The 26009-nt window shown below is 73.0% G+C and carries 28 protein-coding genes and 1 tRNA gene; 13 read left to right on the forward strand and 16 right to left on the reverse strand.

What is annotated here, in order from left to right; all coding sequences use genetic code 11:
• Positions 1–10 precede the first annotated feature (10 nt).
• Positions 11–517 (forward strand): MarR family winged helix-turn-helix transcriptional regulator, encoded by a 507-nt coding sequence (locus tag ACGFQ9_RS18950; protein WP_393574964.1) that lies wholly within the window; start codon positions 11–13, stop codon positions 515–517.
• 83 nt (positions 518–600) lie between these two features.
• Positions 601–2238 (forward strand): carboxylesterase/lipase family protein, encoded by a 1638-nt coding sequence (locus tag ACGFQ9_RS18955; RefSeq protein ID WP_393574965.1) that lies wholly within the window; start codon positions 601–603, stop codon positions 2236–2238.
• Positions 2239–2270: 32 nt separating this feature from the next.
• Here the strand turns inward: ACGFQ9_RS18955 and ACGFQ9_RS18960 are convergent, their stop codons facing one another.
• From ACGFQ9_RS18960 to ACGFQ9_RS18975, 4 genes are read right to left on the reverse strand one after another with little or no spacing between them, the layout of a single operon-like run.
• Complete coding sequence (locus tag ACGFQ9_RS18960; RefSeq protein ID WP_393574967.1) at positions 2271–3617, reverse strand: AAA domain-containing protein; 1347 nt, start codon at positions 3615–3617, stop codon at positions 2271–2273.
• On the reverse strand, positions 3614–5197 hold the full coding sequence (locus tag ACGFQ9_RS18965; protein ID WP_393574968.1) for a hypothetical protein: 1584 nt from the start codon (positions 5195–5197) through the stop codon (positions 3614–3616). The genes ACGFQ9_RS18960 and ACGFQ9_RS18965 overlap by 4 nt, the downstream gene beginning before the upstream one ends.
• On the reverse strand, positions 5185–6426 hold the full coding sequence (locus tag ACGFQ9_RS18970; protein ID WP_393574970.1) for a hypothetical protein: 1242 nt from the start codon (positions 6424–6426) through the stop codon (positions 5185–5187). The genes ACGFQ9_RS18965 and ACGFQ9_RS18970 overlap by 13 nt, the downstream gene beginning before the upstream one ends.
• Complete coding sequence (locus ACGFQ9_RS18975) at positions 6365–7186, reverse strand: phosphatase PAP2 family protein (RefSeq protein ID WP_393574971.1); 822 nt, start codon at positions 7184–7186, stop codon at positions 6365–6367. The genes ACGFQ9_RS18970 and ACGFQ9_RS18975 overlap by 62 nt, the downstream gene beginning before the upstream one ends.
• A gap of 99 nt (positions 7187–7285) precedes the next feature.
• On the opposite strand from ACGFQ9_RS18975, the gene ACGFQ9_RS18980 reads away from it, so the two are divergent.
• On the forward strand, positions 7286–7876 hold the full coding sequence (locus ACGFQ9_RS18980) for a histidine phosphatase family protein (RefSeq protein ID WP_393574972.1): 591 nt from the start codon (positions 7286–7288) through the stop codon (positions 7874–7876).
• Between the two features lie 200 nt (positions 7877–8076).
• Here the strand turns inward: ACGFQ9_RS18980 and ACGFQ9_RS18985 are convergent, their stop codons facing one another.
• Positions 8077–9411: a tetratricopeptide repeat protein gene (locus tag ACGFQ9_RS18985; RefSeq protein WP_393574973.1), complete on the reverse strand. Its 1335-nt coding sequence runs from the start codon at positions 9409–9411 to the stop codon at positions 8077–8079.
• Between the two features lie 245 nt (positions 9412–9656).
• Between ACGFQ9_RS18985 and ACGFQ9_RS18990 the strand changes: the two genes are divergently transcribed.
• Together ACGFQ9_RS18990 and ACGFQ9_RS18995 are read left to right on the forward strand one after the other, a co-directional pair.
• Positions 9657–10079: a hypothetical protein gene (locus tag ACGFQ9_RS18990; protein ID WP_393574974.1), complete on the forward strand. Its 423-nt coding sequence runs from the start codon at positions 9657–9659 to the stop codon at positions 10077–10079.
• A 51-nt stretch (positions 10080–10130) separates the two neighbouring features.
• The gene (locus tag ACGFQ9_RS18995; RefSeq protein ID WP_393574975.1) at positions 10131–11006 is read left to right on the forward strand and encodes a spermidine synthase; all 876 of its coding nucleotides are present in this window, start codon (positions 10131–10133) and stop codon (positions 11004–11006) included.
• A 27-nt stretch (positions 11007–11033) separates the two neighbouring features.
• Here ACGFQ9_RS18995 and ACGFQ9_RS19000 read toward each other — a convergent pair whose 3' ends face one another.
• The 3 genes from ACGFQ9_RS19000 to ACGFQ9_RS19010 form a co-directional block, all read right to left on the reverse strand.
• Positions 11034–11291, reverse strand: a complete 258-nt coding sequence (locus ACGFQ9_RS19000) for a Txe/YoeB family addiction module toxin (protein ID WP_393574976.1) — start codon at positions 11289–11291, stop codon at positions 11034–11036.
• Positions 11288–11563, reverse strand: coding sequence for a type II toxin-antitoxin system Phd/YefM family antitoxin (locus ACGFQ9_RS19005; RefSeq protein WP_393574977.1), 276 nt, complete (start codon positions 11561–11563; stop codon positions 11288–11290). Before ACGFQ9_RS19005 ends, ACGFQ9_RS19000 begins: the two co-directional genes overlap by 4 nt.
• An 80-nt stretch (positions 11564–11643) precedes the next feature.
• Entirely contained in the window at positions 11644–12219 is a 576-nt protein-coding gene (locus ACGFQ9_RS19010) for a hypothetical protein (RefSeq protein WP_393574978.1), read from the reverse strand.
• Between the two features lie 79 nt (positions 12220–12298).
• On the opposite strand from ACGFQ9_RS19010, the gene ACGFQ9_RS19015 reads away from it, so the two are divergent.
• From ACGFQ9_RS19015 to ACGFQ9_RS19030, 4 genes are all read left to right on the forward strand, one after another.
• Entirely contained in the window at positions 12299–12988 is a 690-nt protein-coding gene (locus ACGFQ9_RS19015; RefSeq protein WP_393574980.1) for a response regulator transcription factor, read from the forward strand.
• A 16-nt stretch (positions 12989–13004) separates the two neighbouring features.
• Entirely contained in the window at positions 13005–14372 is a 1368-nt protein-coding gene (locus ACGFQ9_RS19020; protein ID WP_393574982.1) for an ATP-binding protein, read from the forward strand.
• A gap of 96 nt (positions 14373–14468) precedes the next feature.
• Positions 14469–14774 (forward strand): hypothetical protein, encoded by a 306-nt coding sequence (locus ACGFQ9_RS19025; protein ID WP_393574984.1) that lies wholly within the window; start codon positions 14469–14471, stop codon positions 14772–14774.
• Positions 14775–14856: 82 nt separating this feature from the next.
• The gene (locus tag ACGFQ9_RS19030; RefSeq protein ID WP_393574986.1) at positions 14857–15570 is read left to right on the forward strand and encodes an NADPH-dependent F420 reductase; all 714 of its coding nucleotides are present in this window, start codon (positions 14857–14859) and stop codon (positions 15568–15570) included.
• 121 nt (positions 15571–15691) lie between these two features.
• Here ACGFQ9_RS19030 and ACGFQ9_RS19035 read toward each other — a convergent pair whose 3' ends face one another.
• Positions 15692–16186, reverse strand: a complete 495-nt coding sequence (locus ACGFQ9_RS19035) for a MarR family winged helix-turn-helix transcriptional regulator (RefSeq protein WP_393574987.1) — start codon at positions 16184–16186, stop codon at positions 15692–15694.
• A 119-nt stretch (positions 16187–16305) separates the two neighbouring features.
• Here ACGFQ9_RS19035 and ACGFQ9_RS19040 point away from each other — a divergent pair, with 119 nt between their 5' ends.
• Both ACGFQ9_RS19040 and ACGFQ9_RS19045 read left to right on the forward strand, forming a co-directional pair.
• Positions 16306–17127: an NAD(P)H-binding protein gene (locus tag ACGFQ9_RS19040; protein ID WP_393574989.1), complete on the forward strand. Its 822-nt coding sequence runs from the start codon at positions 16306–16308 to the stop codon at positions 17125–17127.
• Positions 17128–17167: 40 nt separating this feature from the next.
• Complete coding sequence (locus ACGFQ9_RS19045; protein ID WP_393574990.1) at positions 17168–18196, forward strand: LacI family DNA-binding transcriptional regulator; 1029 nt, start codon at positions 17168–17170, stop codon at positions 18194–18196.
• Positions 18197–18276: 80 nt separating this feature from the next.
• On the opposite strand, the gene ACGFQ9_RS19050 is transcribed toward ACGFQ9_RS19045, so the two are convergent.
• From ACGFQ9_RS19050 to ACGFQ9_RS19065, 4 genes are all read right to left on the reverse strand, one after another.
• Positions 18277–18349: transfer RNA gene (locus tag ACGFQ9_RS19050), tRNA-His, on the reverse strand.
• 107 nt (positions 18350–18456) lie between these two features.
• Positions 18457–19059 (reverse strand): oligoribonuclease, encoded by a 603-nt coding sequence (orn, locus tag ACGFQ9_RS19055; RefSeq protein WP_393574992.1) that lies wholly within the window; start codon positions 19057–19059, stop codon positions 18457–18459.
• A gap of 96 nt (positions 19060–19155) precedes the next feature.
• The gene (locus ACGFQ9_RS19060; protein ID WP_393574994.1) at positions 19156–20328 is read right to left on the reverse strand and encodes a helix-turn-helix domain-containing protein; all 1173 of its coding nucleotides are present in this window, start codon (positions 20326–20328) and stop codon (positions 19156–19158) included.
• 374 nt (positions 20329–20702) lie between these two features.
• Positions 20703–21059: a hypothetical protein gene (locus tag ACGFQ9_RS19065; RefSeq protein ID WP_393574995.1), complete on the reverse strand. Its 357-nt coding sequence runs from the start codon at positions 21057–21059 to the stop codon at positions 20703–20705.
• A 308-nt stretch (positions 21060–21367) separates the two neighbouring features.
• On the opposite strand from ACGFQ9_RS19065, the gene ACGFQ9_RS19070 reads away from it, so the two are divergent.
• Positions 21368–21901, forward strand: coding sequence for a universal stress protein (locus ACGFQ9_RS19070; RefSeq protein WP_393574996.1), 534 nt, complete (start codon positions 21368–21370; stop codon positions 21899–21901).
• Between the two features lie 187 nt (positions 21902–22088).
• Positions 22089–22655 (forward strand): GPR1/FUN34/YaaH family transporter, encoded by a 567-nt coding sequence (locus tag ACGFQ9_RS19075; protein WP_393574998.1) that lies wholly within the window; start codon positions 22089–22091, stop codon positions 22653–22655.
• A 67-nt stretch (positions 22656–22722) separates the two neighbouring features.
• Here ACGFQ9_RS19075 and glmS read toward each other — a convergent pair whose 3' ends face one another.
• The 3 genes from glmS to ACGFQ9_RS19090 form a co-directional block, all read right to left on the reverse strand.
• Positions 22723–24540, reverse strand: coding sequence for a glutamine--fructose-6-phosphate transaminase (isomerizing) (gene glmS / locus ACGFQ9_RS19080; protein WP_393575000.1), 1818 nt, complete (start codon positions 24538–24540; stop codon positions 22723–22725).
• An 85-nt stretch (positions 24541–24625) separates the two neighbouring features.
• Positions 24626–24901, reverse strand: coding sequence for a hypothetical protein (locus tag ACGFQ9_RS19085; protein WP_393575369.1), 276 nt, complete (start codon positions 24899–24901; stop codon positions 24626–24628).
• Between the two features lie 159 nt (positions 24902–25060).
• Positions 25061–25963, reverse strand: coding sequence for a DUF4429 domain-containing protein (locus tag ACGFQ9_RS19090; protein ID WP_393575001.1), 903 nt, complete (start codon positions 25961–25963; stop codon positions 25061–25063).
• Positions 25964–26009 lie beyond the last annotated feature (46 nt).

A 26009-nucleotide genomic window follows, 5' to 3' on the forward strand; every position in this document is an offset into this window, starting at 1 on the left:
CAGTGGCCCCATGAGCGACACCTCCCACGCTCCGTCCGGACCGGAGCCCGAGCCGCGCTGGCTCGACGAGGCCGAAATGCGCGCCTGGCAGGCCTGGCGGCGCGCGGTCCCGCTGGTCAACGCCGCGATCGCCCGGGACCTCGCCCGCGACAGCGGGCTCTCCGAATCCGACTACGACGTACTGGCGATGCTCAGCCGCAGCCCCGACCGGCGCCGCCGGATCAGCGGCCTCGCCGAACTCATGCTGTGGTCCCGCAGCCGCCTCTCCCACCAGCTGACCCGCATGGAACAGCGAGGCCTGGTCCGCCGCGAGGGAGTGGCCGCGGACGGCCGCGGGGCCGAGGTCGTCCTCACCGAGGCCGGCTTCGCTGTCATCGTGGAGGCCGCCCCGATGCACGTCGAATCCGTCCGCCGGCACCTGATCGACCTCCTCACCCCCGACCAGCTGGAGGCGCTGGCCGCCCTCGGCGACACCCTCGCAGCCGCCTTCAACGACTCCCCTCCCTGGCGCACCTGACGATGGCGGGGGGGGTAGCCCCACCCCGCGCCCGGGGGTTGTCCGGCTGACCGCCGGACCGTCAGATCCATACGTTTGTCTACATGTTGAAGCGGACAGCACGCCCTCTCCTCGCCCTCGCCGTCGGCGTCACCCTCGCGCTCACCGCGGGCACCGCCGCCGGCGCGGCCGGCACCTCCGGGACGGCCGCCGCGGCGCGCCACGCCGACGGCCCGACCGTACGCACCGACCAGGGCCTCGTGCGCGGCACGGTCACCGACACGGTGCGCACCTTCCAAGGCATCCCGTACGCCGCCCCGCCCACCGGCGAACGCCGCTGGGCCCCGCCCGCCCCGGCCCCGCGCCGGGCCGGCATCCTCGACGCCACACGGCCCGGCCCCGCCTGCCCCCAGACCGGAGTCATCGCACCCCTCGGCACGTTCTCCGACAACGAGGACTGCCTCTTCCTGAACGTGACCACCCCGCGGACCAGCCCGGCCCGGCCCCGGCCCGTGATGGTCTACCTGCACGGTGGCGACCACAACGACGGCGCGGGTGCCATGCACGGCGCCGGGCGGCTGGCAGCCCAGGGCGACGTGATCGCCGTCACCGTCAACTACCGGCTCGGCGCCCTGGGCTACCTCGCCCACCCAGACCTCGAAAAGCGCGGCGAATCCGGCAACTACGGGTTCCTCGACCAGCAGGAAGCCCTGCGCTGGGTCCGCCGCAACGCCGCGGCCTTCGGCGGCGACCCGCACAACGTCACCCTGTTCGGCGAGTCCGCCGGCGGCCACAGCAGCTGCGCCCACATGGTCGCCCCGTCCTCCGCCGGGCTCTTCGACCGGGTCATCCTCCAGAGCGCCCCCTGCACCGGCGACGAGGGCGGACGCGACCGTGCGGCCGCGCTGGCGGACGGCGAGCGGACGGCAGCCGGGATCACCGACCGGCTCAAGCAGGCCGGTGCCCCGGCCGACTGGCGCACGGCCGACACCGAGTACCTGGTGCGTGCCCCGTTCGGACAGGAGCCCGCGTACGCACCGTCCTACGGCGGCACGCTGCTGCCCCGGACCCCGCGCGAGGCCTTCGCCTCGGGCCGCTTCAACCGGGTGCCGGTGCTGCTCGGCACCAACCGGGACGAGGAACGCGGCCGGGTGTACGCGATGGAAGGACAGAAGAAGGCGACGACGGGCGACCCGGACGCCCGGCTCGACCAGGCCGACGTCCTCGCCTTCCTGGAACCGGAGTTCGGTGCGGAGCGGGCCCGGGCCATCGCCGCCCGCTACCCCGCCGACGCGTACGACGGCTCGTACGCCCTCGCCCTGGCCGCCGCCCTCACCGACGGCAACTGGTCCCGCTACACCGTGGACATGGGCCGCGCGCTGTCCGCGCGCACCCGCACGTACACCTACGAGTTCGCCGAGAACGATGTCCCCTGGTACGCCGGCCCGAGCATTCCGAAGCCGGCCGGGCCGACGGGCGCCCCGCACACCTTCGAACTCCCCTACATCTTCGAACTCGCCGCGCACGAGCAGCTCACCCCGGCCCAGCGGGCCCTGTCCGACGACATGATCCGCATCTGGACGGACTTCGCCCGCACCGGGACGCCCGGCTCCACGGCGGACTGGAAGCCCACCACCCCCGCTGCGGTGAACGCGCTGTCCCTCGCCTCGGGCCCGAACGGCATCCGCCCGGTGCACTTCGCGAAGGACCACCGCTACGGATTCTGGAAGTCCCTCGACTGACCGGCCGTCATCACCACTTGGCAGCCCTTGCCTCAGGGCCGCCAGGCCACGCGGTGTTCGGCGAGTTGTTGCAGCACAGCGTGGTTCGCCTCCCAGCCGTCCGGGAATTTGACGGCCGCGCCCAGTTGGACCGGTTCCACCGACGGGTGTTCGTCGAGGAGGTCGGCGATGCCCGCGCGGGCGACGACCACACAGGCGTGCCGGTGCCGGGAGGCCAGCACGCACAGGCGGCCCGTCTCCAGGTGGAAGGCCGTCGCGTCCGGCCGGCCGGACAGCGGGTGCAGCACCACCGTGAGGTCGTACTCGCGGCCCTGCAGGCGGTTGGCCGTGTCCACCGTGACCCCGGACACCCCCAGCTCCGCCAGCGCCGTACGCACCGCCGCCGCCTGGTCGCGGTGGGCCGTGCCCACCGCGATCCGGTCCGCCGTCAGCGGCGCCGGGTCCGGCGACCGCTCGTCCGTGGTGACCGCGCCGCGGTCCAGGGCCCGCCGGACCACCAGGGCCACCGCCCGGACCGCCTCCGGATCCGTCCGCGGGGTGTGCCGGGCGGGCAGCTCCAGCAGGCCCCAGCCCGACTCCGCCGCCACGTCCAGCACCCGGTCCGGCCCCGAGCCGTCCGAGGCCGTGCCGAAGCCCAGCCGCCGGTCCCCGTGGTCCGTGCCGCTGCGGAACGGCGAGTACGGGTAGAACGCGCGGGAGACCAGCGGCGCCGCGGACGCCGGAAGCCGCCAGGACACCGGCAGCCGGTGCTGCGGCAGCTCCGGGTTGTGCGCGAGCAGCGTGGACACCGCCGAGGCCGACGGGTCGTACGACAGCCCCGCCCACTGCTCGGCCCCGACCACGCTGAACGGGTCGAGCTGCCCCGGGTCACCCACGAACAGCGCCCGCTCGAACAGCCCGGCCACGGCCAGCAGCGCGTCCGACCGCATCTGGTACGCCTCGTCGACGATCGCGTGCTCCCAGGGCTCCACGCCCTGGACGTACGCCCACTTCGCCGCGGTGGAGATCACCACCGGCAGCTCGGCCAGGTCACCCGGCTTCGCCGACAGCACCACCGACTCCAGCCCGAGCAGCGCCGGGTCGTAGGCGTCGGCGTCGCTGCTGTGCAGCCGGCCCACCCGCAGCTCCGGGTCCTTCTCGGCCAGCCGCAGCACCAGGTCGTCCACCTGTGCGTTGGTCTGCGCGACGATCATCAGCCGGCGCCCGGTCGCGGCCAGCTCCCGGGCCGCCCGCACCACCAGCGTGGACTTCCCGGCGCCCGGCGGGGAGTCGACGACCACGCCGCGCTGCGGGCTGTGCAGGGTGTCGTGCAGGATCGCCGCGGTGGCGCGCTCGGCCGCCGCGCCCGGATCGAACGCGGTTGTGGTCTGACGGCTCACAGGAGGTCCTCGTCGGTCACGGGGTCGGGCGCGCCCTGCGGCATCGCGGCGGTCAGGGCGCCAGGCGGGCCGCCGTGCGTCCACGGGGTGTTATCCGGGTCCGGCAGCTTCGGGCCGCCGCGCGCGTCGTGCTCGAACAGCGTCCAGCACACCCGGTCGCCCTTCTCCGGCACCGAGCCCGGCTCCGGGTCCCGTCCCCGGCCCATCTTGTCCAGCAGCCGCAGCACCAGCCGGCCGTCCTCCTCGCGCCGCACGAACAGGGCTGCCTGCGGGCGCCCGTCCAGCGAGCGGTACACCTTCCCGCCGCCGCCCTCCGGCAGCTGCGGGCGGTCGTCGGTGGCCACGATCACCAGCGGACGCGGCTTGGGCGACTTGGCCTCCGTCCACTCCATCACCACCTCGGTGACCTCGCCCGCGAAGGCCTCGCCGGACAGCCTCCGGCCCGCCATCACCAGCGGGTCGTCCAGCGCCTCCTGCGCGTCCAGCCGGGTCTGCTCGGTCTCCCGCGAGGCCAGCTTCTGCGCCGCCGTCACCGCGTCGTCGCGGCGCGGCTGCGGCGGCTCACCCGCGCGCACCCGGTCCCGGTGCCCGGTGAACGACCAGCGGTCGCGGGTCCAGCGCTCCTCGGTGTGCTCGCCGGGCGGCAGGTCCCGGACCAGGTCCAGCGACCGCCACACCGCCCGCCAGGTGGGTTCCATCTGTGACACCACCAGCTCCCGGAGCGCCCGCTCCGTGAGCCGCGGACCGTCCGCGTCGCGCGGCTCCCCGTGCGACCGGGCCGCGTCGAAGCGGGCCATGGCCGGGGCCAGCAGCTTGTTGTCGAAGGCGGGGTCGGTGGCCGGGCCGGCCGGCGGCACCAGCAGCTGCCCCGCCGCGTCCCGGACCAGCTCGGCCCGTCGTGCCGCCTCCTCACCCGGAACCCCCTCGGGGGGATCGATCCAGCCCAGCAGCGAACCGAGGTGCTGGTCCTCCAGGTTGCTCTGGCCGGTCGCCCAGTGCCGGGACAGCAGGTCCGTCGCCGAGACCAGCATCGAGGACCCCGGTACCCGGGACCGCTCGGCGAGATGGGTGAACCAGCGCCCCAGCAGCGGCACCCGTTCGGGCGCGGGGTAGGGGGCCTCCGGGTCCTCCTCCGCCGTCCGGCGGAACCGCATCGAGCGGCCGAGCAGCCGTACGTAGTCGATGCCCGCCCGGCTGGGCACGACGATCTGCGGGGCGTCCGTGCACAGTTCCGTCTCGACCTTGACCCGCTTGCCGGTCTCCGGGTCGGTCTCGGTCCGCTCGGCGGGCTCCACCTCGTCCGCGAACCCCTCGACGTACGGGATCACGTACGCGGCCAGGTCGGCCAGGAACTCCCAGCGCAGGTCCCGGTCCCGGGGCTGCGGTATGACCAGGATCCGCGGCTCCTCCGGGTCCGTGCCCAGCATCGCGCCGAGCGGGGCGCCGGCCTCACCGGCGGTGGTCAGCGGTACGAAGACCAGCGGGCGCTCGCTCAGATGCCGGTGCCGTACGGTCGCCAGCGGCCGGGCCCGCCCCGCGCGGAGGGCCTCCAGCCGGGCCAGGGTGCTCAGCAGGGACATTCCGGAGCCTCCGGTCGGTGCTGCGGGCGGGCGCCGGGGGTGCCGGCGATGTGCAGGGCTTCGGCGCGCAGCCGTGCGGCGTACCGCAGGGCCTCCACCGTCGGATCCTGCTCCGCCCCGCCGGGGGCTCGGTCGGTGTCGGCGGCGCACTCGGCGGGGGCGGGCGGGGCCGGAGTCCCGTCGGCGGCGGCCAGGGCCTCGCCGACCGTGGTCAGGACGCCCAGCTCGGCGCGCACGGACCGGCCCAGCACGGTCACGGAGCCGTCCTCGCGGGCCCGCTCCCGGCAGTGGAAGGCCAGTTCGCAGGCGGCCAGGCAGTCGGGGGCGTAGGCCGCGGCCACCGCTCCGACCGCCTCGGCCAGTTCCTCCGCCGGCCGGGACGGGTCGAAGCTGAGACCCTCGGGAAGTCCGGCGGCGAGGTCCTCGACCCGGGTCAGCCGGTCCAGCTGGCGCCGGGTGACCGCGCGCTGCTTGCGGATGTCGAGCACGGCCGCGGTCGGCAGGTTGGAGAAGTCCTTCGGGCAGACCAGCAGCGCCCGGTGGGCGACCTCGGCGCCCTCCAGCCGGGCGGCGGTCTTCTCCAGGGCCAGCACGTAGACGGCGGCCTGGCGGGCGGCGGCCCCCACCTTGGCGGGGTCGGCCGTGCCGTCGATCATCGGGAAGGACTTGATCTCGACGACCGTCCAGCGGCCGTCGGGGTGCGCCACGATCGCGTCCGGCTCCAGGTAGGCCGGGGTGCCGGCCACCTCCAGCGCCAGCATCGGGTGGTCCAGCAGGGTCCAGACGCCCTCGGTGAGTGCCGCCTCGGTGGCCTCGCGCAGCGCCAGCGCCGTCCGCCCGGCCCGGCCCTCGGGGCCCGCCGCGGAGAGGTCGGGGACACGGGCCGACCGGCCCGGCGGTTCGCTGCCGGCGCCGAGCCGGTCGTGCACCAGGCGGAGCAGCGCGGAGCCGCCGTCCCCCTTGACGGCGGCTTCGAAGGAGTGCCCGCGGACGATGGCGAACTGCGACTGGCCGAACGCGGCCGCCGTGCCGAGGGCCGTGGCCAGCGCGGTCTTGTCCACCCCGGCGCCGTCGAGCAGGGCGCGTCTGCCGCAGCCGGGGTTGGCGGCGAGCGCAGCCAGTGCCCGGGCGTCCAGCGGGCGGGGTGGCACGGCGGGGCCGCGCAGGTCAGCGAGCCGCTGCCGGAGAGTCGTCTTCGGCGGCGGGACGCTGCTTGGGTAGGAGCTCACCCGCGGAAGTGTCCCATCCGCCACTGACAATCCGGGTGCGGCTTCGGGAACCGATCCGCTGGGCGATCAGGAATCCGGCCCCCATGACGGCTGCGCCGGCCACCGCGTCGAGGAAGTAGTGGTTCGCGGTGCCCATCACCACCACCGTCGTGACCAGCGGATACGCAAGACCGAAAGCTTTCAGCAGGGGGGTCCGGCCGTACGCCCAGAGCAGCACCCCGCACCACAGGGCCCAGCCCACGTGCAGACTCGGCATCGCCGCGTACTGGTTGGTGAACCCGCCCATGCCGCGCGGCGCGCTGGCCTCCGCGCCCCACCAGCCGTAGCCGCTGTAGTACGCCATCGTGTCGGTGAACCCGTGCGCGGCGTCGAGCAGCCGGGGCGGGCAGGTCGGCATCAGGGTGAAGCCGATGAGACCGAGCAGGGTGGAGGACACCAGCCAGGTGCGGGCGAACCGGTACTGGGCGGGCCGGCGCCGGTACAGCCAGACCAGCACGACCGGGGTGACGAGGTAGTGCAGGGAGGCGTAGACGAAGTCGGCGGGCACCCCGATCCACGCCTGCTCGGTGAACAGGCGGTTCAGGGGCCGTTCGAAATCCATCCCGAGGACGTGCTCGAACCGGAGTATGGAGAGGCCGTGTTCCACGGCGAGGTCTACGTCGCCGCGTGCGAGGAGTCTGCCGCCTGAGTACACGCCGTAGACGAGGCCCAGCAGCAGCAGTTCGGCCCACCAACGGGTGGGCCGGTGCCGTTCAGTCATACGACGTAAGACGATCTCGGAAGCGGATGGGTTGCCCCGCGTTCACGTGATGGATGATTGTCGGACTATCCAACAGGTACGAACCTGGGAGAAACCGACATGCCCCCCCGCATCCTGCTCGCCCGCCACGGACAGACCGCCTGGTCGCTCTCCGGCAAGCACACCGGGCGGACGGACGTCCCCCTGCTGGAGGAGGGCCGGCGCGGGGCGAAGCTGCTCGGCGAGCGGCTGGCCCGGGACCCGTGGTCCGGGCTCCGCGGGGTCGAGGTGCGGACCAGCCCGCTGGTCCGCGCGAGCGAGACCTGCGACCTGGCCGGGTTCGGCGGGCAGGCCGAGCCGTGGGACGCGCTGATGGAGTGGGACTACGGCGACCACGAGGGCATGACGCCGGCCGAGATCCAGGCGGTCCGGCCCGGCTGGCTGCTCTGGCGCGACGGCGCGCCCGGCGGCGAGTCGACCGCGGAGGTCACCGCGCGCGCCGACGCGATCGTGGCCTGGGCCCGTTCGGCCGAGCGGGACGTCCTCGTCTTCGCCCACGGCCACATCCTGCGCAGCCTGGCCGCCCGCTGGCTGGGCGAGGACATCTTCTTCGGCTCCCGCATCCGCCTCGACCCGACCTCCCTGTCGGTCCTCGGCTGGCAATACGGCGCCCCCGCCCTCGACCGCTGGAACGACACGGGCCACCTGTAAGCCACCCCCGGTGTGGGCAGGCGTCCCGCAGGGCGGGACGGGTGGGCACACCGGGACACCCCGCTCGGCTTCCGCACCCCCGCCCAGCCGGAGCGCACCCCACGGCCCGCGCCGCGCCCGGCCCTGCCTGACCGGCCCGGCCCGGCAGAGCCGAGCGCGCAGAGCCGAGCGCGCAGAGCCGAGCTCAGCCGCGCCCCGCTCTACGCCTCCGCATGCCGCGCCAGGAACGCCGCGACCCGCGGCGACCGCTGATGCGGCACCAGCGCCCGCGCGGTCCCCGACAGCATCGACCGCACCCGTGTGGACCGCACCTCCGCCAGCCGGTCCAGCACCTGCTCGCCCGCCCACGCCGCCTCGTCCGGCGCCCCCGCCCGCGCCAGGTCCTCGGCGAGCTCCGCGGTGTACAGCGCCGTGTTCCGCGCGAAATGCGGTTCCTGCAGGTCCGCCGCACGCCGCGCGTGCCTCGCGGCCCGCCCGTACTCACCCAGTCCCGCCCAGCACCGCGACTCCAGGGACTCCAGCTCCGCCTCCCCGAAGAAGGACATCCACTCCGGGTCGGCGGGCGACTCCCCGCGCGCGAAGTGGGAGTGCGCCCGGCTCAGCGCCTCCTCGCAGGACCGGCGGTCCCCCAGCCCCGCCCAGCCGCCGGCCTCCCGCAGCGAGAGCAGCGACAGCAGCCGCGGCGAGCCCAGCCCTCGGGCCGCCCGCAGTCCCGCCTGGGCCGCCCGGACGGCCTCGCGCGGCCGCCCGCCGTCCCGGGCCAGGAAGGCCGTGTTGGAGAAGGCGTGGGCCTCCAGCCCGGCGTCCCCGGACACCCGGGCGGTGGCCAGCGCCTCCGCGTAGTGCGACCGGGCGTCCTCGTACCGGCCCGAGTCGTGCGCCAGCCAGCCCACCGAGAGGGCCAGTTCACCCGCGCCCGCCTGGATCCGGTCCTCGGTGGACTGCCGCATGGCCCCGGCGTCCAGCAGCGCGTAGGCCGCGCGCAGCGGTTCGGCGGCCCGGCGGTACAGGTCGTCCGCGCCGTGCCGGTCGTCCAGCAGCCGGATCCGGCGTACGGCTTCCTCGACGGCGGCGGCCTCGGACGCCCCGGCCCGGCCCGGTGTCCGGCGGTGGTCGCCCAGCGGGCTGAAGTCGATCGCGGCGGCGGCCACGGTGGCCGAGCCGCCGGCCATGAATGCGCGACGCAGCACGTCGCTCTCCTCGAAGGGGGTGGGGGACGGGACGAAGACGGATGCGGTGGGCAGAGCGGGGAATCGGAGGCGGTCCCGGCCACGGACCGCCTCGCGTGGGGAGAATCCGAGGTCGGCCAGGGTGCGCCCGGGGAACATGTGCAGGAAGACCCGCTCGTAGGCGTAGTTGGGGCAGCGGATCTCGCCGGACTCGACGCGGCCGATGTAGCGCGCGTCGCAGGAAACCGTTTCTCCGATCTCCCGTGCCGCCCGGCGCACCAGGGCCGCGAACTCGGCGGGGGAATGCCGGCCGCGCAGCCGCCGGAAGGAGGTGTTGGGCGTGAGGGAGATGGGGGACGCCGTCATCGACGTGGCCTCTCTGGCGAGAACTCCTGCCGGGTTCTGGTGGGGGGTCCGGCGCGCATGAACGTACCGCCAGGTGCCCCGCCTCCACACACTGTTTGGCTACAAAAGGGATATCTCACCCGCGATCTGCCATGAACTGCCATCCTTTGCGGCGGCTCACCGCCGCCACCGTTGACGTTCCCGGGCGTTGAACCATGAGGAGTGGTCAAGGAGCAGGAGGAGGGGTTCCCTTGTTGGAGGCCGGGATGGAGAACTTCGCAGCGAGCGCCGGCACCGCATCCGTGCCGGACATCGCCCCTGACCTCGTGACCGTGCCCGCCCGGCAGGGGCTGGAGGCGGTCGACATCATCCGCCGCGCCGCCGCCTCCGCGACGGGGGTGGGCCCGGTCCTCCACGACGGTGCGGGCGACACCCTCGGATTCCTCGTCCCGGCCGGTACCGCCGACGCCTGGGACCTCCCCGGCAGCGCCTGTACGCAGACCAACGGGCGCGGCATGCGGTTCGACGAGGTCCCGGCGATGAGCGGTGCCCCCACCACCGGCGGCGCGGGCACCGGCTGGCTCCTCCCGCCGGACGCGGGCGCCGGCGAGGTGACCGATCCGGAGGTGCTGCGCGCGGCCCTCGGTGAGGCGGCCCGGCTGATCGAGGCGGCGGACAGCTGCCGCTGACCTGCCCGGTCCGACATCCGGAACACGCCGCTGACCGGCGATAATGGGTCAGTGGCACGAAGCAGACGGCGCGGTGGCGAGCGCGAGAACGGGATATCCGAGGCGGTCACCGGACAGGTGGACGGCGGCACGGCCGAGCTGGCCCCCGACCGTGACCGCTCCCGCGCGTGGACCCTGCTGATCGACGGCGCCCCGCAGTCCCACGTGGACCTCGACGAGCCGACCCGCCTCGACTTCGCCTACCAGCGGCGGATCGGGCACCTGATCGACCTGGCCGGACCGGCCCGGCAGCCGCTGAACGTGGTCCACCTGGGCGGCGGCGCCTTCACCCTCGCCCGGTACACCGCCGCCACCCGCCCCAGGTCGAGCCAGCAGATCGTGGAGATCGACGCCGGGCTGGTGGCCTTCGTCCGGCAGCACCTGCCGCTGGACCCGCAGGCCCGGATCCGGGTCCGCGCGCTGGACGCCCGGGCCGGCCTGGCCAAGCTCCCGGACGGCTGGGCGGACCTGGTGATCGCGGACGTGTTCGGCGGCGCCCGTACGCCGGCCCACCTGACCAGCGCCGAGTTCCTGGACGACGTACGGCGGGTGCTGTCGCCCACCGGGTGGTACGTCGCGAACCTCGCGGACGGGCCGCCGCTGGCGCACCTGCGAGGGCAGATCGCGACCGCCGCCTCCCGCTTCGGCCGGCTGGCGATGGCGGCGGACCCGGTGGTCTGGCGGGCGAAACGATTCGGCAATGCGGTCCTGGTGGCCTCCGACACCGACCTCCCGGTCGCCGACTTCACCCGGCGGGTGGCGAGCGACCCCCACCCCGGCCGCGTCGAACACGGCCGCGCCCTCACGGACTTCGCCGGCGGCGCGGCCCCCGTCACGGACGCCTCGGCTACCGCCTCCCCGGCGCCACCGCCGGCGGTGTTCCGGTGATCGCGGTTGCGCCAGGGGTGCGGGCGGTCAGTAGTGGTAGCGGGCCTTGAGGATCTTCACTTCTTTGTCGTCGGCCCGGTAGACCAGTCGATGTTCGTCATCGATTCGGCGGGACCAGTAGCCGGACAGGTCCCCCTTCAGGGGTTCAGGCTTCCCGATTCCGGCGAAGGGGGTTCGCTGGATCTCCTCGATCAGCCGCGTGATCCTTCGGGCCATCTTCCGGTCCGCGCTCAACCAGAACAGGAAGTCGTCCCACGCGGCTGGGTCGAAGTGAATGCTCCTCATTCGTCACCGGTCAGGGAAGAAAGCTCCTCCATGGAGGTGGTGACCGCTCCTTCGCCGGCTCTGTCGCGGGCGACGGCTTCCATCAGGGACTGCGCGTTGCGCGGCGAGCGCAGCAGATAGACCGTCTCCTCCCATGACCGGAAGTCCTCGGCCGACATCATGACGATGTCGCCGTGCTCCCGAGAGGTGACCTCTATCGGCACGTGGTCCTCGTTGACCTTCCGGATCAGCGGGTAGAACTTCTGACGGGCTTCGTTCGCCGAAATGGGCATGCGCCGACCTCCGGATCGCACCTGACAGCGCTGATACGTACGGCATTACCGTACCACTGTGGGGGTGGTCAGGGCGGGCCTCAGGTCTGCCAGGTCTCGACCGTCGGGGGGCGGTCGTGCCAGGTGCAGAAGACGGACGACTCGCGGCCGTCCTTGGTGAAGGTCACGCGGATCCACGTGGGCTGCTTCCAGAGCTGCATCTGCCAGCCCGGCGACGGCGTCGCGGACACCAGTTCGGCCGAGGAGGTGCCCAGCTCGAAGACCACCCGGCCGCCGTCGACCGTACGGCCCTCCACCCGGCCCGAGCCCGTGCTCTTGCCGCCGGTGGGATTCCCGGCACTGGGGGAGGGGCGCGGGGACGTCCGCGACGGCTTCCCGGACGGGCCGGACGGCGCGGGCGGGGACGGTGGGGCGGAAGCCGACGGGGACGGGGACGGGCCGGCCGATGCCGATGCCGATCCCGACGCCGACGCCGACGGGGATTCCGGTTTCGTGCCGTGCGTGGAGGAGGACAGCGGCCCGGCGGTCAGCGGGATGGCCTTCGGCCGGTCGTACGCCGTCCCGGACATCACCGTGCGCACGCCCCACCAGGACAGCGTCACCGCCGCCCCGGTCGCCAGCGTCCAGGCAAGTGCGTGGACAAGTCCTCGTTGCATCAGCGCACATACTGCACCACCCGTCCCGGAGTCCGCCCGCCACCCCGCCGGGTCCCCCGGATGGCGTACGGTGCGGGCCATGGCAAGTGTGCTCGTGGTCGAGGACGACCAGTTCGTGCGTTCCGCTCTGATCCGGCACCTGACCGATGCCGCACACACCGTGCGCAGTGTCGGGACGGCGCTGGAGGCCCTCAGGGAGGTCGCGCACCACCGCTTCGACGTGGTCATCCTCGATCTCGGACTGCCCGACCTGGACGGCTCCGAGGCCCTGAAGATGCTGCGCGGCATCACCGACGTACCGGTGATCATCGCGACGGCCCGGGACGACGAGGCCGAGATCGTCCGGCTGCTCAACGACGGCGCGGACGACTACCTCACGAAACCTTTCTCCGTGGAGCACCTGTCCGCCCGGATGGCCGCCGTGCTGCGCCGCGCGCGCTCCGCGGCCGGAGCCGAGCCGCCCTCCCGGGTGCTCCGGGTGGGAGGGCTGTCGATCGACCCGCTGCGCCGCCAGGCCGAGCTCGACGGGGCCGTACTCGACCTCACCCGGCGGGAGTTCGACCTGCTGGCCTTCCTCGCCGGGCGGCCCGGCGTGGTGGTGGCCCGGCGCGAACTGCTCGCCGAGGTCTGGCAGCAGTCCTACGGCGACGACCAGACCATCGACGTCCATCTGTCCTGGCTGCGGCGGAAGCTGGGGGAGACCGCGGCCAGCCCCCGCTATCTGCACACCCTGCGCGGCGTCGGCGTGAAGCTGGAGCCGCCGCGGTGAGCGCGGTGCGCGCCGCATGAGGTGGGCGCTGGTCAAGGTGTGTCTGGCGGTCACCGTGATGGTGGTCGTGGCCTTCGCAGTGCCGCTGGGCATGGTGGTCCAGGAGATGGCCCGCGACCGGGCGTTCTCCAACGCCGAGCGGCAGGCCGCCACCATCGGCCCCACCCTGTCGATCACGACCGACGCCCAGCAGCTGCACCGGGCCGTGGAGAGCACCGACATGGGCGCGCTCCGGCGGATGGCCGTGCACGTGCCGGCCGTGAACGGCGAGGCCGCCGTGATCATCGGCGAGCCCGGCTGGGCCGGCACGGACGCCGTGCAGCGGACCCGGCAGGAGGGCTCCGCGCGGACCGTGCGCGCCGCGGGCGGCGGGTTCGCCCTGCTGCAGCCCACGGCCATCGGCACCGGGGACATCGCGGTCGTGGAGATCCTCGTTCCGGAGAGCGAGGTCAGCAACGGGGTGACCACGGCCTGGCTGGTGCTCGCCGGGGTCGGGGCCGCGCTGGTCGTGGGCTCGGTGGCGGTCGCGGACCGGCTCGGCGCCCGCATGATCGGCCCGGCCAGGCGGCTCGCGGACGCCGCCCAGGAGCTCGGCGAGGGCAGGCTGGGCGCCCGGGTGCCAGAGGACGGTCCCAAGGAACTCCAGTCGGCGGCGGTGGCCTTCAACTCCATGGCCGACCAGGTGATGGAGCTGCTCGCGAACGAGCGGGAGCTGGCCGCGGACCTCTCGCACCGGCTGCGCACCCCGCTGACGGTGCTCCGGCTCAACACGGCATCCCTCGGGGACGGGCCGGCCGCGGAACAGACCCGTGCGGCGGTCGAGCAGCTGGAGCGCGAGGTGGACGCGATCATCCGGACGGCCCGGGAGCAGCGGTCCACGACGGTCGCGGCGGCGGGCTGCGACGCCGCGGAGGTGATCCGGGAGCGGATGGAGTTCTGGTCGGCGCTGGCCGAGGACCAGGGGCGCGAGGTCCGGCTCGCCGGGGCCTCCCGGACGATACGGATCCCGGTGGCGCGGCCCGAGCTGGTGGCGGCGATGGACGCCATGCTCGGCAACGTGTTCCGGCACACCCCGGAGGGCACGCCGTTCGCGGTGGACGTGCACGAGACCCCGGGCGCCGTGATCGTGCTGGTCTCGGACGCGGGGCCGGGCATCGCCGATCCGGACGCGGCGCTGCGGCGGGGCAACGACGGGGGCCGGACCGGTTCCACGGGGCTGGGGCTGGACATCGTACGGCGGGTGGCGGAGTCGACCGGCGGCGACGTACGGCTGGGCAGCTCGGTGCTCGGCGGCACCGAAGTGCGGGTGTGGATCGGGCTGGACGGGCGGGAGCTGGGGCAGGCCGGGAGCCGGCGGGCCGGGCGGCGCAAGCGCCGCAGGTGACCCGGACGGCGTCCGGCGGCCTGACCCGGACGGCGTCCGGCAGCTTGCCGGTCCGCCGGGCCCGCCGGACGGTGGGTGTGACGGAAGGAGTCACACATGAGAGTCATGATCCGGGGCCATGTCGACACGGTGGCGGGCAACGAGGCCATCAAGGGAGGCAAGCTGCCCGGCCTGATGGACGACCTGATCGAAAAACTCAAGCCGGAAGCGGCGTATTTCGGCCCTTCCGAAGGGGTCCGGTCGTTCTGGATCGTCTGTGACCTGACGGACAGTTCGGCCCTGCCGGCGCTGCTGGAGCCGCTGTTCTTCGACCTCCACGCCGAGGTCGAGGTCCAGCCGGTGATGAACCACGAGGACATGAAGAAGGGCATGGCGGCCACGCAGCACGCCCGGAAGGGCTGAACCGGCGCGCCCCCGAAGCCGTACGGCGCGTGGTAGAGGTGTGGCGCACTGCACGCCGCACTCCCTGAAGGGGTGAACCCCAATGCGTTACGCAGTACTCGGCACCGGAATCGTGGGCCGCACGCTGGCCGGCCGGCTCGCCGGCCTCGGCCACGACGTGGTCATCGGCACCCGGGACCCCGAAGCCACCATGGCCCGCACCGAACCCGGGACCATGGGCATCCCGCCCTACGCCAGCTGGCAGGCGGACCACCCGGAGGTCCGCCTGGCCGGCTTCGCCGAGGCGGCCCGGTTCGGCGAGATCCTGGTCAACGCCACCGGCGGGCAGGTCTCCATCGCCGCCCTCACCGAGGCGGACGCCGCCCACCTGGACGGCAAGGTGCTCCTCGACGTGGCGAACCCGCTGGACTTCTCCCACGGCTTTCCGCCCCGGCTGGACCCGGTGGACTCGGACAGCCTCGGCGAACTGATCCAGCGCTCCTTCCCCGGGCTGCGCGTGGTGAAGTCCCTCAACACCATGAACTGCCTGGTGATGGTCGATCCCTCGCGGGTGGCCGGCGACCACCACGTGTTCCTGAGCGGGGAGGACGCGGACGCGAAGAAGGCCGTCCGTGAACTCCTGCTCTCCTTCGGGTGGCCGGAGGGGGCGATCCTCGACCTCGGCGGCATCGAGACCGCGCGCGGCACCGAGATGCTGCTGCCGATCTGGCTGCGGCTGATGGGCAGCCTCGGCCACGCCGACTTCAACTTCCACATCCAGGGGGCGGGCGGCGGAGGCTCCTGGGGAGGCCACTGACACTCCCGGTCCGCCGGCGGTGATCCGCCGGCGGTGGTCTGTGGTCCGTTGGCGGAGTTCGGTCGCCGGGAGGTCGGCTGCCGGAGTTCGGTCGCCGGAGGGCGCCGGAGGGCGCCGGAGGTCAGCCGCCGGAGGTGAGGCGTTCCGCCTGGGCCCGGCCGACCTCGGCCGCCCGGTGCAGGTAGTCGGCGATGACGGCGAGTTCGGCGTCGGAGTAGCTGTCCAGGACGGCGCCGAAGGCGCGGCCCGGGGTCTCCCAGGCAGTGCTGATCCGCTCCCGCGCCTCGGTGTTGAGGGAGACCAGTGAGCGGCGGCGGTCCAGGGGATCGGCCTTGCGCTCCACGATGCCCGCCTTGGCCAGGCGGTCGACGAGCCGGGTGGCGGAGCCCGAGGTCAGGCCGGTGAGGCGGGCGATGTCGCCGGTGCTCACCGGACCGGGCTCCATGTCGAGGAGGGCGATGCACTGCATGTCGGTGGGGTGCAGGTGCAGCCGGTCGGCCATGGCCTGGTTGAAGAGCGAGTAGTCGGCGTAGTGCCGCTGGCTCTCGGTGACGACCCGCGCGAGGAGCTCGGCCCGGGTCCATTCCTCACCCGAACGAGGGGAATCGGTTGACATCGGCATCTCCCATGGTCCAAATTTATCTGCGTGACGCAGAGAATGCGTCGCGAAGAATCTGTGTCACGCCAGAAGTGTATCCGCTCGCTGCCGTGTCACACCGACCGGAGGGAACGACCATGACGATCCTCGTCACCGGCGGCCGGGGCGCCGTCGCCCGCGGCCTCACCGGCCTGCTCGACCGCCACGGCGTGGAGTACCGACCGGCCTCGCGCCGGCCGGACACCCCGGGCACCGTCCACTGCGACCTCGCCGACCCGGCCTGCTTCCCCGCCGCGCTCCGCGGAGTGAGCTCGGTCTTCCTGTACGCCGAGGCGGGCGGCATCGACGCCTTCGTCAAGGAGGCGGTCGCCGCGGGCGTCGAGCACGTCGTGCTGCTGTCGTCCTCCTCGGTGCTCGCCCCCGACGCCGCCGACAGCCCGATCGCCGCTTCCCACCTCGCCGTCGAGGAGGCGCTCCTCGCCTCACCGCTGCGCACCACCCTGCTGCGCCCCGGCTCCTTCGCGAGCAACGCCCGCGGCTGGGCCTGGCCGATCAAGTCCGGATCCCCCGTCCGCCTGCCCTACCCGGGTGCCTACGCCGACCCGGTCCACGAGGCGGACCTGTCCGAAGCCGCCTTCGCGGCCCTCACCGACCCCGCCCTCGCCGGCCGCGCGTACACCCTCACCGGACCGCACGCGCTGACCTTCACCACCCAGCTCTCGATCCTCGGTGGCGTGCTGGAGCGTCCCATACCCGTCGAGACCGTCAGCCCCGAGCAGTGGAAGACCGACGTCGCCGAGTACGTGCCCGGCCCGTACGCCGAGGCCCTGCTCGACTTCTGGTCCGCCTCCGACGGCCTTCCCGTCCCGGTCACCGGCGATGTCGAACTGCTCACCGGCCACCCCGCCCGCTCCTTCCGGACCTGGTGCGAGGACCACGCCGCCGATTTCACCGGCTGACCGGTATGGTCCTCCGCGACGCGGGAGGCGGGAGGCAGCCATGGACGGCGGGCGGGGACGCGCAGGACGACGGCCGACCCTCGAAGAGGTGGCGCTCCGGGCCGGAGTCGGCCGGGGCACCGCGTCCCGGGTGATCAATGGATCGGCCAGGGTCAGCGAGCACAGCCGGGCGGTGGTGGAGGCCGCCGTGGCGGAGCTGGGCTACGTACCGAACCCGGCCGCGCGTGCGCTGGCCGCCCACCGCACCGACTCCGTGGCGCTGGTCGTGCCCGGGCACGAAGACCGTTCCTGTGGCGAGCGGGACTTCCACGAACTGATCCTGGGCGTTGCCGGGGCCCTGGCCGAGAGCGGGATGCGGCTGCTGCTCACCCTGGCCGGCAGCGACCAGGAGCGGCGCCGGGCGGCCCGGTACCTGGCGGCGCACCGTGTGGACGGGGTGCTGCTGGTCTCCTCCTGCCCGGGAGACCCGCTGCCGGGACTGCTGGCCGGGATGGGGATCCCCGTGGTGGCCGACGGGCGCCGGTCCGCCGGCGAGGACCTGCCCTGCGTGGACTTCGACCACCTGGCGGGAGGCCGGGCCGCCACCGGGCATCTCCTCGCGCACGGCCGCCGCTCGATAGCCGCCATCTCCGGGCCTCCGGGCGACTACGCCTCCGGGTGCCGGCTGGAGGGGTACCGGCAGGCTCTGCGAGCCGCGGGGTTCACCCCCGACGGGCAACTGACCGAGGCCGGCGACGGCAGCGAGGAGGGAGGCGGGCGGGCCATGCGGGCGTTGCTGTCCCGGCGGCCGGGACTGGACGCGGTGTTCGCCGCCTCCGACGCGATGGCCGCGGGAGCCGGACGGGAACTGCGCGCGGCAGGCCGGCGGATACCCGAAGACGTGGCCCTGGTCGGTTTCGGCGACTCGGTGGTGGCCCGGCACCTGGACCCGCCGCTCACCAGTGTCCGGCAGCCGGTGCGGGACATGGGCCGGGAAATGGTGCGGGCCCTGCTGGCGCGGATCGCCGGGACGGGAGAACCCGGAGCCGTGGTGTTGCCCACCGAGCTGGTGGTCCGGGAGTCGGCGTGACCGGTCTCACAGCTGCGGCAGTCGGAGCCGACAACGCAGAAGGCCCCGATCCGCTTCCGCGAACCGGGGCCCTCGTACAGGGTGAGTGACGGGACTCGAACCCGCGGCCACCTGGACCACAACCAGGTGCTCTACCAACTGAGCTACACCCACCATGTCCGGTCGGAATTCCGACCGGCCGAAGAAAAGCGTACAGGGTTCTCGAGGGTGCTCGCGCACCCATTACCCCTCGGCCTTGCTCCGGGTCCGTCCGGCGCGCGCTACTCGGCGGGCAGGACGTGCTTCGCGGCGATGGTCCGGGCGGTGTCCGAGTCGGGTCCGGGCTGCGGCACGAAGACCGCCTCGCGGTAGTAGCGCAGCTCCGCGATGGACTCCTTGATGTCCGCGAGTGCCCGGTGGTTGCCGTTCTTCGGCGGGCTGTTGAAGTACGCCCGGGGGTACCAGCGGCGCGCCAGCTCCTTGATCGAGGAGACGTCGACGATCCGGTAGTGCAGGTAGTCCTCCAGGACCGGCATGTCGCGCAGCAGGAAACCGCGGTCGGTGCCGACCGAGTTCCCGCAGAGCGGTGCCTTCCCGGGCTCCTTGACGTGCTCCCGTACGTACGCCAGGACCTGGGCCTCGGCGTCCGCCAGCGTGGTGCCGCCGGCCAGCTCGTCGAGCAGGCCGGACGCGGTGTGCATCTCGCGCACCACGTCGGGCATGGTCTCCAGGGCGGCGTCCGGCGGGCGGATCACGATGTCCACGCCTTCGCCGAGCACGTTGAGCTCCGAGTCGGTGACCAGTGCGGCCACCTCGATAAGTGCGTCGTCCGTCAGCGAGAGCCCGGTCATCTCGCAGTCGATCCACACCATGCGATCGTTCATGTGTCTCACCTTATGCGGAAGGTCCCCGGATCGGTCATGGACCGATCCGGGGACCTCAGGCGGTGCGCCCGCGCGCCGTGGTGCGCGGGCGGACGGTCACGCGTGCTCGCGCAGCGCCCGGCCCGGCGCGTAGAGCTCGGTGACCGTGGGGCCGCTGGCCGCCAGGGCCGCCGCGGCCCGCTGGGGCTGCGGAGTGCGCTGGTGCGGCAGCGGACCACCGGTGATCTCGGACACCGCGGCCACCTCGCTCTGCGGGCGGCGCGCCCGGTACGCGGACCGGTAGGCGGCCGGGGAGGATCCCAGCTGCCGCCGGAAGTGCCCGCGCAGCGCGACCGGGGAGCGGAAGCCGCACCGGCCGGCGACCTCGTCCACGGAGTAGTCCGAGGTCTCCAGCAGCCGCTGGGCCTGCAGCACCCGCTGGGTGATCAGCCACTGCAGCGGTGCGCTGCCGGTCAGCGACCGGAAACGCCGGTCGAAGGTGCGGCGGCTCATGTAGGCGCGGGCCGCGAGCGTCTCCACGTCGAACTGCTCGTGGAGGTGCTCCAGGGCCCAGGCCACCACCTCGGCCAGCGGGTCGGCGCCGATCTCCTCCGGCAGCGACCGGTCGAGGTAGCGCTCCTGTCCGCCCGTGCGGCGCGGCGGCACGACGAGCCTGCGGGCCAGGGCCCCGGCCGCTTCGCTTCCGTGGTCCGTGCGCACGATGTGCAGGCACAGGTCGATTCCGGCCGCGGTGCCCGCGGAGGTCAGCACGTCGCCGTCGTCGACGAACAGTTCACGCGGATCGACATGGACGGATGGGTACCGCTTGGCCAGCGTCGGCGCGTACATCCAGTGCGTCGTCGCGGGCCGGCCGTCCAGCAGACCGGCGGCGGCGAGCACGAAGGCCCCCGTGCACAGTCCGACGATCCGCGCGCCCTCCTCGTGCGCCAGACGCAGTGCGTCCAGCGCCTCCGGTGGCGGTGGCGAAGTGATGGACCGCCAGGCCGGAACGACCACGGTGCCGGCGCGGGCAATGGCCTCCAGCCCGTACGGGGCGGTCAGTTCGAGTCCGCCGGTGGTCCGCAGCGGACCGTCCTCCCCGGCGCACACGAGCAGTCGGTAGCGTGGAACTCCCGCGTCCTGCCGGTCAATGCCGAACACGGAGAGTGGAATGGAACTCTCGAAAATCGGTCCGCCGCTGAAGAGCAGCACCGCGACGATTTCCCTGCGGCGGCGCCCCGCGAGCTTCCGGCCGGCGTCCGCGACGACGGCGGTGGAGTCCTGGCTCATGGCGCTAAGCCCCCCTTGGGTGTCGCGACTCCTTGGTCTGGTCGCACCTGCACGTTTCCCCTCGGCCTTGCACGTGTCCCCCGCCGTAAATACATGATCGAATCTACTGCGTGCCGTGCTGTCGGCGTGACAAGTTCAGCACGCAGCGCTATGTCGACTTGGCAACTTGGCGAAAAGCATTCGATCAGTAAGCGTTCCACTCCGCGACCTCGCGAGGAAGCGGAAGGGTTGGCGGTGGCCAGTACTCATAGGGTCTCCGAACCCCCCTCCCGCCGTCGACGCTGGTGGTAGGGGGGGTGTGGGGGGATTCCGCCCAGGGTTGTACTCGAAAGTGAAGTTGGCTGAAAACATGCGGGGGCGGGTGTGCGAACCGGTCAGTCCTGGGTGGTCGTTCCCCCGGAGGAGTGACAGCCGCGGTGCGTACCCGCCCCGGTCCGGGAGTGCCGGCCGCGGTGCGGGGCGGCGGCCTGGCCCGCGGGTTCCGCGAGCACCCGGGCGGCTCTCTCGTTCTTCTCCGAGAGCCGCAGCATGACCCGGCACGCGGCCGTCACCGCGACCAGGCCGAGGGTGGCGACGGCGGCGCCGCCGAAGGAGGTCCCGTAGACCACGAGGACCACCGGGACGAGCAGACAGCTGAACGCCGCCCAGCGCACCACGTCCCCGGCGGGGTCCTCGCGGGCGGGCCGGTGCGGCCGGTCGGGGCGGGCGGGGTGAACGGGACGGCCTGGCACGGCTGTACTCCCTGCGGGCTCTTCCTGACACGGTCGGACTCTTGTCCAACGCCGTTCGACGGGCGCCGGTCACTGCGCGCACGGGTGGCTCGTCACTGCCTGTAGGGGCCAACCGCCATTGCCAAGGAGGGCCCTCTCCGGCATGCTCCCTGGGACGCTCTCCAAGGGCGGCAAGCCCTGTGCAGGACAGGAGTGTCGCCGTACCCTGGTGGGTAAAGGCCTGGGAAGATGCTTCCCGCACACCCTCCCGTCACCCAGCGTCGTCAATCCGCCCGTTGCTTCCCGAGGATCCGAACGCCGAGACACCCATGGCCGGTCACGACATCCCCGAACCCGCGGACCGCAAGCGCAAGCGCCTCGCCGACGCCGCGTCGGCCGATCTGCGCGCGGCCGAGGAGGCACGCCCCCAGCCCTGCGATCCGGCCTTCCGGCACGGCGTGGTGGTGGGCTTCGACGGTTCCACCTCCAGCGAGCGGGCGCTCGCCTACGCCATCGGAATGGCCCGCCGGTCCGGATCAGGGCTGATCATCGTGCACGTGGCCAACCGCCTGCCGACGACGGTCTGGGCGGGCTGCGAGCCGCCGGTCTTTGTGGACGTGCCCGACCACCGCACCGAGGTGCTGGGACTGGAACTGGCCTGCGCCGACTATCTGGCCGAGGTGCCCTGGATCCTCGTCGAGCGCGGCGGGGACATCTGCCACGAGCTGGAGGAGGTCGGCCGGGAGTACTCGGCCGACGCGATCGTGGTGGGCTCGACGCACGGCATCATGGGGCGCATCTTCGGCTCGGTGGCCGGCCGCCTCGCGAAACGGGCCCAGCGCCCCGTCGTCGTCATTCCCTGACGGTCTTCATTCCCTGACGGTCTTCAATCGGCCACCGGCCCTCTCCCGGCGGCACCGCCCTCCCGCGGTGCCGTTGTCATTCCGTGACCGTGCGACTGCGCATCGTGCGGTTGTGCCGGGCCGTAAAGGGTACATAAAAGTCGCTGGGTAGCAGCACAATTACAGAGCAGATCGAAGGGAGCCCGCCGTGGACAATGACGTCTCCGCGGGAAGCACGGCCACCACTTCGACCCTGGGGAACCTGGCCCTGGGTCTCACCCTTCTCGCATTCGGAATCGGCCACACCGGCGTGATCGACGGTGTCTCCGCGGCCAACTCCGTCCTCCTCGCCATGTACGTGGGAGGCGTCGCCCTCTTCCTCCTCGGACTCCTCGAGTACCGCGGCGGCAACGGGTTCAACGGCACTGCCTTCGCGGGCCTCGGCATCTTCTGGTTCACCTGGGCCAAGGGTGCCGGCGCGACGGTCTCCGATGAGGCCGCCGGAACGTTTCTGGTCCTCTTCGCGCTGCTCGCGCTGACCCTCACGGTCGCCGCGTCGAGCGGTCTGTTCAGTCAGGGCGTCTACGCCCTGCTGACCCTCTCCCTGCTCCTGCTCGCGATAGGTGCCTTCGCGGACAGCGGCGGACTCGCCAAGGCCGGCGGCTGGGTCGCCGCGGTCTCGGGCCTCCTCGGCTGGTACGGCGCCACCGCGGCCCTGGCGAAGTGGCCGATGTCCCTGGGCCGCGCGGGCCGCAGCGCCCCCGCCGCCGGCTGACGCCCGCAGCCGCAGGTACGCCGCAGCCCCCGTGCACGGATGCACGGGGGCTGCGGCACGCCGTCGGCTATTCGACGGTGACGGACTTCGCCAGGTTGCGGGGCTTGTCGATGTCCCGGCCCAGGGCCAGGGCGGTGTGGTACGCCAGCAGCTGGAGCGGGATGCCCATCAGGATCGGGTCGAGCTCGTCCTCGTTCTTCGGGACGACGATCGTGTGGTCGGCCTTCTCCTGCTCGCGGTGGGCGACCGCGAGGATGCGGCCGCTGCGGGCCTTGATCTCCTCCAGCGCCGCGCGGTTCTTCTCCAGCAGGTCGTCGTCCGGGACGATCGCGACGGTCGGCAGCGAGGGCTCGATGAGGGCCAGCGGGCCGTGCTTGAGCTCCGAGGCCGGGTAGGCCTCGGCGTGGATGTAGGAGATCTCCTTCAGCTTGAGGGAGGCCTCCAGGGCCACCGGGTAGCCGCGCACCCGGCCGATGAACATCATCGACTTGGCGTCGGCGTACTCGGCCGCCAGCCGCTTGATGTCGTCCTCCTGCTCCAGGATCTCGCTGATCTGGGCGGGCAGCTTGCGCAGGCCCTCGATGATCCGCTTGCCGTCGGTGACGGACAGGTCGCGGATCCGGCCGAGGTGCACGGCGAGCAGCGCGAAGGCCACGACCGTGTTGGTGAAGCACTTGGTGGAGACCACGCAGACCTCCGGGCCGGCGTGCACGTAGACGCCGCCGTCGGCCTCACGGGCGATCGCGGAGCCCACCACGTTGACCACGCCCAGCACCCGGGCGCCCTTGCGCTTGAGCTCCTGGACCGCGGCCAGCACGTCGTAGGTCTCACCGGACTGGGAGACCGCGATGTAGAGGGTGTCGGGGTCGACCACCGGGTTGCGGTAGCGGAACTCCGAGGCCGGCTCGGCGTCGGCCGGGATGCGGGCCATGCCCTCGATGAGGGAGGCGCCGATCATGCCGGCGTGGTACGAGGTGCCGCAGCCCAGGATCTTGACCCGGCGGATGGCGCGGGCCTCGCGCGGGTCCAGGTTCAGGCCGCCCAGGTGCACGGTGGAGAACCGGTCGTCGATCCGGCCGCGCAGCACGCGGTCGACCGCGTCGGGCTGCTCGGAGATCTCCTTGTGCATGTACGTGTCGTGGCCGCCCATGTCGTAGGAGGCGGCTTCCCACTCCACGGTCTCGGGGGTGGCGTTGGTGGTCGTCCCGCTGGTGGTGTACGTGCGGAAGTCGTCGGCCTTGAGGGTGGCCATCTCGCCGTCGTTCAGGGTGACGACCTGGCGGGTGTGGGCGACCAGCGCGGCGACGTCGGAGGCGACGAGCATCTCCTTCTCGCCGATGCCGAGGATGACCGGGGAGCCGTTGCGGGCGACCACGATGCGGTCGGCGAAGTCGGCGTGCATGACGGCGATGCCGTACGTGCCCTCGATCACCTTGAGGGCCTCGCGGACCTTGCCCTCCAGCGTGTCGGCCTCGGAGCGGGCGACCAGGTGGGTGATGACCTCGGTGTCCGTCTCGGACGCGAAGACCACGCCCTCGGCCTCGAGCTTGGCGCGCAGCTCGGAGGCGTTGTCCACGATGCCGTTGTGGACGACGGCGACCTTGTTCTCGGGGTCGAGGTGCGGGTGCGAGTTGTGGTCGCTCGGGGCGCCGTGGGTGGCCCAGCGGGTGTGGGCGATACCGGTGGTGCCGGCGAAGCGCTTGGGGACCCGGGCCTCCAGGTCGCGGACGCGGCCCTTGGCCTTGACCACCTTCAGGGCGCTGGCCTTCGGGCTGTTGACCACGATGCCCGCCGAGTCGTAACCCCGGTACTCCAGCCGCTGCAGGCCTTCCAGCAGCAGCGGAGCGACGTCACGCTTGCCGATGTAGCCGACGATTCCGCACATGGGTGTATGCCCCTCCTGAACGTTCCTACGTGTGTGCCCGTGCCCTGCTCTGCCCTGTCCTGTCCGGCCGGTTCGCGGCCGGCGGTCAGCCGTAGACGATGCGACGCAGCTGCCGGAGCGAGAGCTCCGGGGGTGCCACGGCGCGGTGCGGCAGCTCGGCCGCGATCCGGTCGAAGATCTCCGTGTTCACCGATCCGCCGGACTGCAGTTCGCGGTGGCGGCGGCGGACGAACTCCTCCGTCGTCTCGTCGAAGTACGCCAGTACGTCGAGCACCACCCGGGCCGCCTCACCGCGCTGCAGCGCGGTGCTGCGCACCAGGTGGTCGACGAGGTCGTCATGTGACGGGCGGCGTTCGAGCACCCGTAGATACTGACGTCTCACGCCTCGGAACGCAAAGATCCTGCCCGATTTCGGGCAGGATCTTTATGGTGCAGGCCAAGGAATGGGTCATTCCGGCCAGAATCGCCGGTTCCGGTCAGAACCGGCAGGGTCGAACCGGCAGGGTCAGAACCGGCAGGGTCAGAACCGGCGGAGGACCGCCGCCTTCGCGGTGCCGAACTCGTCGGCGGTCAGGATCCCCGCCTGGTGCAGCTCGCCGAGCTCGCGCAGGCGCCGCAGCAGCGCGTCGTGGTCCTCGGCACCAGGAGCCGCGGCTCCGGCCGCGGCCGGAGCCGCGGGCGCCGTGAGCTCCTTCACGGGCGGGGCCTCGTCGGCCGGAGCCGCCGGATGCGGCATCCGGGCCGCCACGGCCGCCGCGACCAGCGCCATCAGCGGGTCCTTCTTGAACCCGAAGAGCTCCACGCTGTGCGGGTCGTACTTGGCCGCGGGCGCGCTCGCCGTGTTCCCGGCCAGGACGAAGCGCAGCCAGCCGTTCTCCAGGCCGACCGCCGGGAACCAGTCCACCGAGGTGATGTCCGCCACCCGGAAGGACCGCGGCCCGCCGGACGCCTTCGCCTCCTCCGTCTTCCAGTTCCACTCCAGGCTGACCCGGTCGCCGTTGAACGAGGCCGTCCCGTCACCGGCCGACGCGGTGATCGGCACGGCGGGCCCCGGCAGCAGGTACTCCGTCACCGGCCCCGGATCCACCTGGTCCAGCAGCAGCGCGTTGCGCACCGCGTCGACGAAGTACTCGGCGACCCCGCCCCGGTCCCCTTCCACCGTCAGCCGGTACGGGTCCGAGGCCTCGGGCAGGCGCCCGGCGGTCACCTGGAGCAGTGGGTCCGCCCCGTCCCGCAGTCTCAGCCGGAGCCGCCCCGCCTTGCGGCCCGGCTCGTACGAGATCCCGGCGAGCGCGTGCAGGGGCACGGTGACCTCGCCGAGGGTCTGCCGCAGCAGCCCGGTGGACTTCTCGTGGCCCGGCACGATGCGCACCGCGTCCCCGTCGAAGGTCCAAGTGCCGTCCTTCTGGATGATTTCTGCCATCCTGCGATTCTTCCACCGCGCCGATCACGGCAGTTGGCCTATACCT

It is taken from the genome of Streptomyces sp. NPDC048603 (assembly GCF_043199475.1).
Lineage (GTDB): Bacteria > Actinomycetota > Actinomycetes > Streptomycetales > Streptomycetaceae > Streptomyces.